Source organism: Acidihalobacter prosperus (assembly GCF_000754095.2).
Lineage (GTDB): Bacteria > Pseudomonadota > Gammaproteobacteria > DSM-5130 > Acidihalobacteraceae > Acidihalobacter > Acidihalobacter prosperus.
This window is the reverse complement of sequence record NZ_JQSG02000001.1, coordinates 249,865-262,675: the sequence shown is the minus strand read 5'-3', so window position 1 is coordinate 262,675 and position 12,811 is coordinate 249,865. Positions and strand designations below refer to the sequence as shown.

Sequence of the window (12,811 nt, the reverse complement as noted above, 5' to 3'; positions counted from 1 at the left end):
AACGGAGCACGCACATGACCACGACCCTGGAAACGGATGTGCTGATTGTCGGCGGAGGCCCCGCCGGCATGATGTGCGGCATCACCGCGGCGCAATTCTGGCCGTCGCGCCGTGTCCTGCTGGTACGTCCAGAAGAGCAGGCGGTGGTGCCCTGCGGCATCCCCTACATCTTCGGCACGCTCGGCGGCACCGACGAGGATCTCGCCGGCCGCGCACCCTTTCTCGCGGCCGGCGGACGCATCCTGATCGGTCGCATCGCTTCCGTCAACCGCGACGCGCGCCATGCGACGCTGGAGGATGGCACCCGTATCGCCTGGAATCGCCTGGTGCTGGCCACCGGCTCGACACCCTTCGTACCGCCCATCGACGGGCATGCGCTCGATGGCGTTTTCCAGATCCACAAACAGTACGACTACCTTGACGAGCTGCTCAGCGAAAGACTGCCCGGCGTCGCCACACTCGCCATTCTCGGCGGCGGCTTCATCGGCGTCGAATTCTCCGACGAACTGCGCAAGCGTGGCATCGAGGTGCATCTCATCGAACAGCGTCCCCGCCTACTCGGCGCTTCCTTCGACGCGGATGCCAGCGAGGCGGTGGCCGCGCGTTTGCGCGCACTCGGCGTCAAGGTGCACACCGGCGCTACGGTCGCCGCCATCGAAGCGCAAGCGGACGGCGTGCGTGTGGCGGGTGTCCGCCTCGACAACGGCGGTCGGCTGTCCGTCGAGGCCGTGTTGATAGCCATCGGCACACGGCCGGATACGCGCCTGGCCGGTGACATGGGCCTGACGCTATCGCGCTCCGGTGGCATCTGGGTCGACGGCTTTCAACAGTGCCGGGAAGATCCGCAGATATTCGCGGTGGGCGATTGCGCGCACAAACAGGATTTTTTCACGCGTCACGCCAACCACGCCCTGCTCGCCTCGCAGGCGGCCGCCGAGGGACGTATCGCGGGCATGAATCTATATGGCCTCAAACTGCCGAGAACCAATGCCGGCACCATCGCGGTCTACGCCAGCCAGATCGACGAACTGGCTTTCGGCGTGGCCGGTCTCACCGAACACAGCGCACGCGATATCGGTTTCGAGGTCTTCACCGGCGACGCGCGCCTGCCCGACCATCACCCCGCCACCATGCCCGGCACGCACGAGGTCCACTGCCGTCTGGTGTTCGACGCCAACAGCGAACGGCTGATCGGCGGTCAGGTGATCGGCGGCCCCACCACGGCGGAAATACTCAACACGCTCGCGGTCGCCATCCAATTGCGCGCAACGGCCACGGACCTCGCCAGCTTTCAGTTCGGCAGTCACCCGCGCCTGACCGCACCCGTGCACCCGATCGTGGCCGCGACCGGCGAAGCCCTGCGCCGCCGCCTCGGTACGGCATAAGATGCGCCTACCGAGACACCGTACCCGTATCGTCTGCACCATCGGCCCTGCCTCGCAGGCTCCCGCAATGCTGCGCAAGCTGCTGCGTGCCGGCATGGACGTGGCCCGACTCAACCTGGCCCATGGCGACCCCGACACCCATGCCCGCTGGGTATATGCGCTGCGCGCGGCGGCGGCGGACACGGGGCAGACGCTCGCCATACTGGCCGATCTGCCGGGCCCCAAGCTGCGCATCGGGATGCTGCCCTCGGAACCGATGATCCTGCGTCATGGCGAGGATGTCTGGGTCGGGCCGGCGGCAAACGACCCGCTCGTTCATCTTCCCATGGCGCGACCCGATCTGCTCGCCGGCCTGTCGCCCGGCGACGATCTGTTTCTCAACGACGGTTTTGTTCAGTTGCGCGCCCATGAGGTCCGCGATGACGGACTCGCCGCCCGCGTGATCATCGGCGGGGAATTGCGTTCGCACAAGGGCATCAACGCCCCGGCCCTGCAGCTTGCCGGCGGCGGCTTTACCTCCGAGGATCGGCAACGGCTCGCCCTCGCGCTCGAAATGGGCGTCGATGCCATCGGTCTGTCCTTTGTGCAAGGCCCGGAAGACATTCACGCCGCACGGGCCTCGGCGCAATCCCTCGGGCATGCGCCCTGGCTGGTCGCCAAAGTCGAGCGCGCCAGCGCCCTCAAACGCCTCGACGCCATCATCGAAGCGGCGGATGCCCTCATGGTCGCGCGCGGCGACCTTGGCGTGGAAACACCGATCGAAGCGATCGCGATGACCCAAAAGCGGGTGATTGCCCGCGCCAACCAGGCCGGCATCCCGGTGATTACCGCCACCCAGATGCTCGAGTCGATGACGCACAATCGCCGACCCACCCGTGCCGAGGCGACCGATGTCGCCAATGCCGTGCTCGACGGCACCGACGCCGTCATGCTGTCCGAGGAATCCGCTACAGGTAGCCACCCGCTTGCCGCGGTGCGCATGCTGGCGCGCATCGCGGCACGCGCTGAGCACGAATTCCAGAACATGACTCGCGGAGAGGATGACTCGCCCCAATCCGTCACGGCTGCCGTGGCCGTCGAAGCCGCGGCGCGGCTGCGCGCGGCATTGATCGCAACGCCCACACGCACCGGCGCCACCGCCCGTCGAGTGGCCCGTTTGCGCCCGCGCGCCTGGATCCTCGCTTTCTGCCACGACCCCGCGATCTGTCGTCGTCTCAATTTCAGCCGTGGCGTCTACCCGGTACAGGCAGCACCCGCGCATGATGCAGACTGGCAGCGCACAGTCGACGCCTGGCTCCGCGACCATTTTCCCGGAGGTCATGGCTCGGTCGTGGTGGCCCGCACGCCCTCGCCCGGACACCCCGATGACATCAGCCAGATCACCTTACGACCCGCCCAACATGGCCCAGATCGAGTTTGACGAACCTCGCGTCACACCTCCGCGGCCGCGCCCGGCGATAGGTGACAACGAACAGCCATCGGCAGTCACCATCCGCCGATGGTATCGCGCGCATATCCATCTATCCGATCGAGCCCCGCATGCTCGACATATGTTCGATGAATTCCATTGCGGACAAAGCAAGAGACGCGAACGGCTGTTTTCGCATCGCGAGGATCGATGTCACCCTGATCCGGGTCTATGTTCTTGTGGGGATACACATCGCGGCTCAGGCAAAATTGTGGGTCTGCCGGCGATTGCGGCTCGCTTATCCACTACCGATGCCCCATGCGACGGATCGGACAGACGCCCCGTCCGCATGCCGCCACGCGCGCATGACCCATCACAATCCATCTCAGCGAGGCAATCCATGAGTTTCCGAGTCGAGCAGGTGCTGACCCCCGAAGGCATACGCGGCCCGGTCGAAGGCGGGCTGCAATGCGGCATGGTGATTTCAATCGCCCGGGCCTTCGGCGACCTGATCTCGCCGGAAGGGGACCGGGAGTTCCTGATCGGCCGTGATGCGCGCAGCAGTTCCGCCTCGCTTGCGGAAGCCGTCAGCATCGGTCTGCGCTCCGGCGGCCATCACGTCACGCATATCGGTCTGTGCGCGACGCCCATGCTGCGCTGGTACGCCGCCGAACAAGGTTTCGACGGTGCCGTCATGATCACCGGCGGCCGCCTGCCCCCGACATACAACGGTCTCAAGCTCTACACCCACCACGCACGTGCGCTCAGCGTCGGCCATGGCCTCGAAGAGGTGCTCGCGCGCGTGGAACCGCCGTTTCACTCCGGGCATGCCTGTACGCCCGAACTGCACTATTCCTCGCCGCTCGCCGATTATGCGGCCGTGATCCGCAGTCACTGCCGCACGCACACGCCGATCAAGGTCGCCATCGACGCCGGCAACGGCATCGGCGGGCTGGACACGCGCATGGTTTTCTCGCACCTGCATACCGTGCGCATCTGGGAGCTGGGCTTCGAGCCCGACCCGGCTTTTCCCAAGCGCTCACCCGATCCGCAGACGCCGGGCGCACTCGATGCGCTCAGCGACTGCGTGGTCACCAACGGCTGTCACTTCGGTATCGCCTTCGATGGCGACGCCGACGCGCTGATGCTGGTCGACGAAACCGGCCGCAGCATTTCGCCCGACCGCTTCGGCGGCCTGTTGGCCCTGATCCTGCTCGAACAGCAACCCGCCGGTACCGTCATTCATGGGCCTGCTGTCTCGCCGACGGTCGTCGCCGCCATCCGCGCCGCCGGCGGCCGGCCGCTCGAAGTGCGCGACGGCAGCGCCGCGACCATCCAGGCCGCCATGCGCGAGGCACGGGCGCTGTTCGGCATCAGCGATCAGGGCAATTATTTCTACGGCGATCTCTATGCCACCGACAACGCGCTGCGCAGCCTGATCGAGTTGATCAACGGTCTGGCGGATCGATCGCAACCGCTGTCGGCGCTGCTCGACGCGCTGAGCCTGGTGGCCGCATGAGTCCGCCGACGGATGGGCCACTGGTCACCCTCACCCTGAATCCCTGTATCGACATCAGCTACGACATACCCCGACTGATACCCGATCAGAAGGTTCATGCGCGCGCGGACCGTTACGACCCGGGCGGCAACGGCATCAATGTCGCGCGCGCATTCAAACGCCTGCGGGTACCGGCACACTCGATCTGTATCGTCGGTGGCGAAATCGGCGACTTCCTGCAACGCCTGATCGCGCATGAACTCGATCATCCGCACTGCATCCGCATCGAGGGCGAAACGCGCGTCAACGTGACCCTGCTGCAAGACACGCCGCGCACGCAATTCGAAATCAGCGGCACCGGTCCCCAGGTTAGCGCACTGGCACTGCAAGGCGTCGTCGACGAGGTGCTCAATCTCGCAGGCGGGGGGTTCGTGGTACTCACCGGCTCGCTGCCGCCGGGCGTGCCCGAGGAGATCTATGCCACCCTGATACGTGCGCTGCGCGCCCAGGCGGCGCACTGCGTGGTGGATGCCCAGGGAGCGGCGCTGGTATGCGCCATTGCCGAGCACCCCTATCTGATCAAACCCAACCGCTACGAACTGGAGCTGCTGCTCGGCCGCCCCCTGCCGACCCTCGACGACGTCATTGCCGAGGCACGAGCGCTGCAGCGCCGAGGCATCGAATACGTGTGCGTATCCCTGGGCGCTGAAGGCGCGTTGCTGGTGGACGCCCAGGCGACCTATCTGGCCGACACGCCGACCGTGGAGGTTGCCTCGACCGTGGGTGCCGGCGATTCGATGATCGCCGGACTGCTGACCGCGTTGTCGCGCGGCGAAGGTCCTGCGGAAGCGCTCCGGCTGGGCATCGCCTGCGGCAGCGGCACCGCCAGCCGGCCGGGTACCGCGTTGTTCGGCTATCAGCAGATCCAGTCTCTGCTCGGCGCCATCGACGTGCGCCGTATCCCGCATACGACAGGCAGGGCTGCCGGATGAACGGCTTCCAGCGTTATCTGACCCGCAGCCTGCCCGACGAACTGGCGCGCCTGACCGAACTGGCGCTCGACTTGCGCTGGAGCTGGAGCCACGCCTCCGATGCGCTTTGGGAAACGCTGGATCCCGAGCTGTGGGCCGCCACCGGCAATCCCTGGCTGATACTCGAATCGGTATCGCGCGACCGCCTGGACCGACTCGCCCTCGACCCGGCCTTCCGTGCCGAGCTGGACCGTCAATTGAACGAACGCGAAGCCAGTCTTAGCGGACCCACCTGGTTTGACGGCATCGAAGGCGGCGACGACACCGGCACGATCGCCTATTTCAGCATGGAATTCGGGCTCAGCGAATCGCTGCCCATCTATTCCGGCGGGCTCGGCATTCTCGCCGGCGACATGCTCAAGACCGCCAGCGATCTGGGCGTACCCATGATCGGCGTCGGCCTGCTCTATCAGCAGGGCTACTTTCGCCAGGCACTCAACATCGACGGTGAGCAACTCGCCTACTTCCCGTACAACGACCCCGCGATGCTGCCGGTCATGCCCTTGCGCAACGGCGACGGCGGCTGGCTGCGCGTCACCGTCGAGCTGCCCGGCCGGCCACTGCAACTGCGCTGCTGGGAGGCACGCGTCGGCCGCACGCGCCTGCTGCTGCTGGACGCCAACGACCTGGTCAATGGCCCGCGCGACCGCGGCATCACCGGCGAGCTTTACGGCGGCGATACCGAGACGCGTCTGACCCAGGAAATCGTCCTCGGCATCGGCGGCTGGCGGATGCTCGAGCACCTCGGTCTGGCGGTGAGCGTCTGCCATCTCAACGAGGGACATGCCGCGCTGGCCGTGCTCGAACGGGCTGCGAGCTACCGGCGCGCAAACGACACGGACTTCGACCTTGCGTTGCGTACGACCCGTGCAGGCAATCTGTTCACCACCCATACACCGGTGCCCGCAGCCTTCGATCGCTTTCCGCCGGCACTGGCGCGACTGTATCTGCAACCTTATGCGGAACAATGGGGCATCCCGTTCGAGCGGATACTCCAGCTTGGGCAGATGGCCTGCGACGGCGATAGCGACGCCGCGGACATGGATTTCATCCCCGCCTATCTCGCATTGCGCGGCTGCGGCGCGGCAAACGGCGTCTCACGCCTGCACGGCGAGGTCAGCCGACGACTGTTCGCCCCGCTTTTCCCGCGCCGGCCGTTTGCCGAGACGCCCATCGGCCATGTCACCAACGGCGTGCACACGCCGAGCTGGGACTCGCGCGAAGCGGATCGGCTGTGGACCCGAAGCTGCGGCAAGTCCCGTTGGATCGGCGATCTTGCCGGCATTGGCGGCGGCATTCGCGAAATCGAGGACAGCGCGCTGTGGGATTTCCGCGTACAAGGCCGCCAGGCCATGATCGAGGCCTTGCGCGGACGGCTGGCAAGGCAGCGCGCCAACCTCGGCGCCCCCGCGGCACGCATAGACGAATGCGCCCTGATGCTCGATCCCAATGCCCTCACGCTCGGTTTCGCCCGCCGCTTCACGGCCTACAAGCGGACCAACCTTCTGCTGGCCGACCCCGATCGCCTCGCGCGGCTGCTGACCGACACCAATCATCCCGTACAACTCGTACTCGCCGGCAAGGCTCACCCGCGCGATGCTAACGGCCAGGCCATGATCCGCGCCTGGAGCACCTTCATCGCACGTCCCGAGCTGCATGGCAGGATCGTCTTCGTTGAGGATTACGACATGGCCGTCGCCGCCACGTTGGTGCAGGGCGTGGACGTCTGGATCAACACGCCCAGGCGTCCGTGGGAGGCCAGCGGGACCAGCGGCATGAAGGTGCTGGTCAACGGCGGCCTGAATCTTTCGGAGCTCGACGGCTGGTGGGCCGAAGCCTACGCGCCGGAAATCGGCTGGGCCATCGGCGACCGCGGCGAACACGATGCCGACCCCGCCTGGGATGCCGCCGAAGCGGCCGAACTCTACCGGCTGCTCGAAGAAGACATCGTGCCGCTGTTTTATACTCGTGATCAGGCGGGCATTCCGCGGCCTTGGGTCGCGCGCATCCGCGAAAGCATGGCCAGGCTAACCCCGGCCTATTCCTCCAACCGGATGTTGCGCGAGTATGTCGAAAGCTATTACCTGCCGCAGACGCGCGCCGTCAGCGCCCGCCAGGCCCATCGGTCGCAACTGGGCATGGAACTCGAAAGCTGGCACCGGCGTCTCAAGAATCATTGGAGCCGCATTCGCATCGGCGACGTCTCCTGGCGCGAGGATCCCGCAGGCTGGCTGGTCGACGTGCAAACCTATCTTGACGATCTGGAAGCTGACGACGTCGCCGTGGAGCTTTACGCAGAACCCGACACCTGTCACCGTCTCGAACGCGTCGAAGCGCTGGCAGGCGCCATTCATGGCTATCGCTACCGCGGGCGCGTTGCCGCGGACCGGGCACCCGGCGATTACACGGTACGCATCGTGCCGGACCACCCGGCCGCCAGCGTCCCGCTCGAAGCGACCGAAATACTTTGGCAACCGCGCAACTGAGTCACATCGATGAATCAAACCGCCCGTCAGTGCAACCCCGAAAACACGCGTCAGCGCCTGCTCTGCGCCGCGCATCGCGAAATCTACGAACGCGGCTTCCAGGCCGCCAGTCTGGAACGGATACTCGCCGACACGGGGCTAAGCAAGGGCGCGCTCTACCATCATTTCGATACCAAACAGGCTCTTGGCATCGCGGTCGTCGAGGAGGTCATCGCCGCCCGTGTGCGCCGCGAGTGGATCGATCCCCTGATGCAGGCCGAGCGTCCGCTGGACCTGCTCGCAGGCCTGCTCGACCGCAAGCAGCGCGACGCCGATCCTGCGAACGTGCGTCTCGGCTGCGATCTCAACAACCTGATTCAGGAAATGAGCCCCTGCGACGAAGTCTTCCGCAACGCCCTGCACCGGGTGCTGCAGGACTGGACCGATGCACTCACGCAGGCCTTGCGCCGAGCGCGCGCGCTCGGACAGATACGTCCCGAGGTCGACTGCAAGCAAGCGGCACTGTTTGTCATCGCATCCATGGAAGGCTGTGCAGGCCTGAGCAAGAACCTGCAGGATATCGAAGCCTATCGTGGGTGCATGCGCACGCTCGGCGATTATCTGGCGCAACTGGGCACGCCGGCAGACTGAGTCCGCCGCGGGAAGCGAGGATGTGGCCCGCGCCTTGCAACATACCGACCGGTCTGTATTATCATCCACCCGGATGACACCCACACGGAAAAGAGGAGCCTCCGAAACCATGCCCCCAACCATGAACGCCATCCAAGTCGCCCGTCCGGGCGGCGATTTCGAACTCGTCGAACGTCCGCTGCCGACGCCCGGCCCGGGCGAGGTCCGCATTCGTGTGCAGGCATGCGGCATCTGCCACAGCGACCTGTTCGTCAAGGAAGGCCTGTTCCCCGGCATCGAATACCCGAGAATCCCCGGCCATGAAGTCGTCGGCGTGGTCGACGCGCTTGGCCCGGGCGTTTCCGCATGGCAGTCGGGACAGCGGGTTGGCGTGGGTTGGCATGGGGGGCACTGCCACGCCTGCGAGGCGTGCCGCGAGGGCGATTTCATGAATTGCGTCAGCGCCAAGATCACCGGCATTTCCTTCGACGGCGGTTATGCCGAATACATGACAGCACCCGCCGAAAGCCTCGCCGCCATACCCGACGCCCTTGATTCGATCGATGCGGCACCCCTGTTGTGTGCCGGCATCACCACCTACAACGCCCTGCGCAACAGCAACGCGCGTCCCGGCGACCTGGTCGCGGTTCAGGGCATCGGTGGACTCGGCCATCTCGGCATCCAATTCGCCCACCGCATGGGCTTTCGCACCGTCGCCCTCTCGCGCGGTGCCGACAAGGAAGCGCTGGCCCTGGAGCTCGGCGCGGACCATTACATCGACACAGCGTCCGACGACGGCGTGGCCGCCTTGCAGGCGCTCGGCGGCGCGCGCCTGATCCTCGCCACTGCCCCCAACAGTCGCCTCGTCAGCGCGCTGTTCTCGGGCCTTGGACGCCACGGACAAATGATCGTCGTCGGCGTGGACCACGAACCGATCGAAGTCACGCCGTTGCAACTCATTGCCGGCCACCACAGTCTGAGCGGATGGGCGGCCGGTCACGCGCGCGACTCCGAGGACACCCTGCGTTTCAGCGCGCTGTCCGGCGTCAAGGCCATGGTCGAAACCTACCCGCTGCAACAGGCCAAGGCGGCCTACGAGCGCATGCTCAACAACGAAGCGCGCTTTCGCGTCGTCCTGACCATGGACCCGTCTTCGAATTGATCGCCAAGGAGTCTATATGAGCACGACCGATACACAGGCCGAGTGGATCGACATCGCAAGTGAGTTGCGCGGTTATCTCGCGCGTCCCGCAACCGCCGGGCCGCATCCAGCCGTGGTGATTTTCATCGAGGCCTATGGCGTCAACGATCATTTCCGGTCGCTGGCCAAACGGCTGGCGGGCGCGGGCTATGTCGCCCTGGTGCCCGACCTCTACCACGGTCATGTCTACGATTACGCGGATTCCGAGCATGCCATCGCTCACCTGCGCAGCCTGAACGACGGACAGGTCATGGGCGAGGTCGACGCCACGCTCGACCTGCTCGCGACCCATCCCGCGGTGGCGGGCGGCAAGCCCGGCATCCTCGGCTTCTGCATGGGCGGCCGCTATGCCTTTCTGACCCATGGCGCCCGCGCCGACCGCGTGGGTGCGACCGCCGCGTTCTACGGCGGCGGCATCGCCCCCGTGCAGGACCGCCTCGGACGCGTGCCGCTGCTCGACCGCATACCGTCCATGCAGGCGCCCCTGCTGCTGCACTATGGCGCCAAGGATGGTTCGATCGCGCCGGACGAACATGCGCGCATCGTCGAAGCCCTGAGCGCGGCAGGCAAGCGTTACGGCATCGAGGTCTATCCCGAGGCCGGCCACGGCTTTTTCTGCGACCAGCGCGCCAGCTACCACGCCGGCGCGGCCGCCGAATCCTGGCGGCTGACACTGGATTTCTTCGCCCGACACCTCAAGGATTGAATCATGGCCAAGCTCGCGATCGTACTGCTCTCCGACATGAAGGACCCGGTCAAGGTCGAAATGGCCCTGCGCTTCACGTCGGTGGCCCTCAAGCAGAACCGCCTCGAGGACATACGCTTCTTTTTCTTCGGCCCCGGCGTGCGCGTACCCGGCCAGCTCAAGGACGATCCCGTCCTCAGGCCAGTGCTCGACGACTTGCTCGCCAGCGGCGTGACCACGCTCGCCTGTATCTACAACGCCCGCGGACTCGGCGAGGAGGACAACCTGCGCGAGGCGGAGATCCAGATGCAAGCCATCGGCGCGGATCTTGTCAACGTCGTCGACCAGGGTTATCAAATGATGACCTTCTGATGCACGCCGCCCGCGCGGGCGGCGATTCCATTCATGACCGATGCCCCAGGAGTGCCATGGACATGGACACCCGACTCTTCTCGCCGCTTACCCTACGTGAGCTGACCGTACCCAACCGCATCTTCGTGTCGCCGATGTGCCAGTATTCCTGCGAAAACGGCATGCCGAACGATTGGCACCTCGTGCACCTCGGCAGCCGTGCCGTCGGCGGCGCCGGCCTGGTCATGGCCGAAGCCAGCGCCGTGTGCCCGGAAGGCCGCATCACGCCCTTCGACGCCGGCCTCTGGAACGAAGCCCAGGCCCAGGCCTACCGCCGGATCACCGACTTTATCCGCATGCGGGGATCGGTCCCGGCGGTACAGCTCGCCCACGCCGGACGCAAGGCCTCCACCGACGCACCGTGGCGCGGCGGCCATCCGATCCCGGCCGATGCCGGCAACGGCTGGGTGCCGGACGCTCCCAGCGCGCTACGGTTTTCGCCGGCGCATGCCGAGCCGAACACACTCGACGAAGCCGGCATCGAACGTATCAAGGCACAGTTCGTCGCCTCGGCCAGGCTCGCGCGCCAGGCCGGCTTCGACGTGGTCGAACTGCACATGGCGCACGGCTACCTGCTGCACAGCTTTCTGTCGCCTCTGTCGAACAGACGCGAGGACGACTGGGGCGGCAGCCTGGAGCACCGCGCGCGTCTGCCGCTGGAAATCGCCCGCGCCGTACGCGCCGAATGGCCCGACGAGCTGCCGGTGTTCGTGCGCATCTCGGCCAGCGACTGGGTGGAAGACGGTTGGGATCTCGCGCAGTCCGTACAGCTGTCCATCTGGTTGCGCGAGGCCGGCATCGACCTGATCGATTGCTCCAGCGGCGGCCTCGTGCCCGACGCCCGCATTCCCGCGGCGCCTGGATTCCAGACGCCTTTCGCGCAGGTCGTGCGCAACCAGGCGGGCGTCGCCACCGGTGCCGTCGGGCTGATCACCGAGCCGACGCAGGCCGAGCACATACTGGTCACCGGGCAGGCCGACGCAGTACTGCTGGCACGCGAACTGCTGCGCGACCCCTACTGGCCGTTGCATGCCGCGCACGCGCTTGGCGCCGACGTCGCCTGGCCGCCGCAGTACCAGCGGGCGCAGCCGCGCTGAAGCGTTCGACTTGATACATACGCACACACACCAGGAGGCCGCATGACGCAAACATCCACGCAAACCATCGGATTCATCGGGCTCGGCCAGATGGGCCAGGGCATGGCCGCACGCCTGATCGAGTCCGGTCATTCGCTGATCGTCTACAACCGCAGCCAGGACAAATGCCGCGCGCTGGCCGAAGCCGGCGCCCGCGTCGCGCAACGGCCGCTCGAAACCGTCTCGCGCGGCGGCATCGTGGTCAGCATGCTGGCGGACGATGCCGCAGTCGAAGCGGTTTTCGACGACGCACTGCTGGCACAGATCGGCGACGGCGGCATTCACTTGTCGATGAGCACCCTGGGGCCCGCCACCGCCAGCCGGCTCGCCGCGCGCCACCGTGCGCATGGGGTGGCCTATGTGGCCTGTCCGGTCTTCGGGCGTCCCGATGCCGCCCGCGCCGGCAAGCTTTGGCTGTGCCTCGCGGGTCCGACCTCGGCGCGCGCCCGGTTACAGCCCCTGCTCGACGCCATGGGTCAGGGTGTCCACGCGTTCGGCGAAGACCCCGCCGCCGCCAATGTCACCAAACTCGCCGGCAATTTCCTCATCGCTTCGGCCATCGAGGCGATGGGCGAGGCCTACTCGCTGGCTGAAAAGCATGGCGTCGATGCATCGGCCGTGCATCAGCTGCTCACACAGACCCTGTTCGCCTGTCCGATCTATCAAAACTACGGCAAGGCCATCGTCGAGCAACGCTTCACGCCACCCGGATTCACCTTGCGGCTAGGCGCCAAGGATATGCGTCTCGTCCAGGATGCCGCCCGTGCCGCTGAAATGCCCATGCCGTTGGCCTCGCTGCTCGGCGACCGTTTCCTGCGCATGCTGGCCACCGGCCAGGGCAATATCGACTGGACCGGACTCGCCGCCGATCAGCGGCAGGCGGCCGGTCTGGCCGGCACGTCCGGCCACACCGCCTGACCCCGACACGTACGCCCGCTGGCGACGGCGGGCGCACGGCCCC

The 12,811-nt window shown here is 66.4% G+C and carries 11 protein-coding genes; all 11 read left to right on the top strand.

From position 1 onward, the window contains the following. Positions 1-14: 14 nt before the first annotated feature. The 11 genes from THPRO_RS01290 (at position 15) to THPRO_RS01240 (ending at position 12,768) form a co-directional block, all read left to right on the top strand. The gene (locus THPRO_RS01290; protein WP_065089098.1) at positions 15-1,385 is read left to right on the top strand and encodes an NAD(P)/FAD-dependent oxidoreductase; all 1,371 of its coding nucleotides are present in this window, start codon (positions 15-17) and stop codon (positions 1,383-1,385) included. Position 1,386: 1 nt separating this feature from the next. Further along, on the top strand, positions 1,387-2,805 hold the full coding sequence (pyk, locus tag THPRO_RS01285; protein WP_065089097.1) for a pyruvate kinase: 1,419 nt from the start codon (positions 1,387-1,389) through the stop codon (positions 2,803-2,805). Positions 2,806-3,193: 388 nt separating this feature from the next. Further along, positions 3,194-4,312: a phosphohexomutase domain-containing protein gene (locus THPRO_RS01280; protein WP_065089096.1), complete on the top strand. Its 1,119-nt coding sequence runs from the start codon at positions 3,194-3,196 to the stop codon at positions 4,310-4,312. Further along, positions 4,309-5,283, top strand: a complete 975-nt coding sequence (locus THPRO_RS01275; protein WP_038087124.1) for a 1-phosphofructokinase family hexose kinase — start codon at positions 4,309-4,311, stop codon at positions 5,281-5,283. The genes THPRO_RS01280 and THPRO_RS01275 overlap by 4 nt, the downstream gene beginning before the upstream one ends. Next, on the top strand, positions 5,280-7,808 hold the full coding sequence (gene glgP / locus THPRO_RS01270) for an alpha-glucan family phosphorylase (RefSeq protein ID WP_065089095.1): 2,529 nt from the start codon (positions 5,280-5,282) through the stop codon (positions 7,806-7,808). Before THPRO_RS01275 ends, glgP begins: the two co-directional genes overlap by 4 nt. A 9-nt stretch (positions 7,809-7,817) precedes the next feature. Continuing rightward, a complete protein-coding gene (locus THPRO_RS01265; protein WP_038087128.1) occupies positions 7,818-8,438 on the top strand; it encodes a TetR/AcrR family transcriptional regulator in 621 nt (206 codons plus the stop codon). 109 nt (positions 8,439-8,547) lie between these two features. Next, positions 8,548-9,579, top strand: coding sequence for an alcohol dehydrogenase (locus THPRO_RS01260; RefSeq protein WP_065089094.1), 1,032 nt, complete (start codon positions 8,548-8,550; stop codon positions 9,577-9,579). 16 nt (positions 9,580-9,595) lie between these two features. After that, positions 9,596-10,324, top strand: coding sequence for a dienelactone hydrolase family protein (locus THPRO_RS01255; protein ID WP_038087131.1), 729 nt, complete (start codon positions 9,596-9,598; stop codon positions 10,322-10,324). Between the two features lie 3 nt (positions 10,325-10,327). Continuing rightward, a complete protein-coding gene (locus tag THPRO_RS01250) occupies positions 10,328-10,675 on the top strand; it encodes a DsrE family protein (RefSeq protein ID WP_038087133.1) in 348 nt (115 codons plus the stop codon). Between the two features lie 62 nt (positions 10,676-10,737). Continuing rightward, a complete protein-coding gene (locus THPRO_RS01245; protein ID WP_038087570.1) occupies positions 10,738-11,811 on the top strand; it encodes an NADH:flavin oxidoreductase/NADH oxidase in 1,074 nt (357 codons plus the stop codon). A 42-nt stretch (positions 11,812-11,853) separates the two neighbouring features. Continuing rightward, a complete protein-coding gene (locus THPRO_RS01240) occupies positions 11,854-12,768 on the top strand; it encodes an NAD(P)-dependent oxidoreductase (protein ID WP_038087135.1) in 915 nt (304 codons plus the stop codon). Positions 12,769-12,811: the final 43 nt, after the last annotated feature.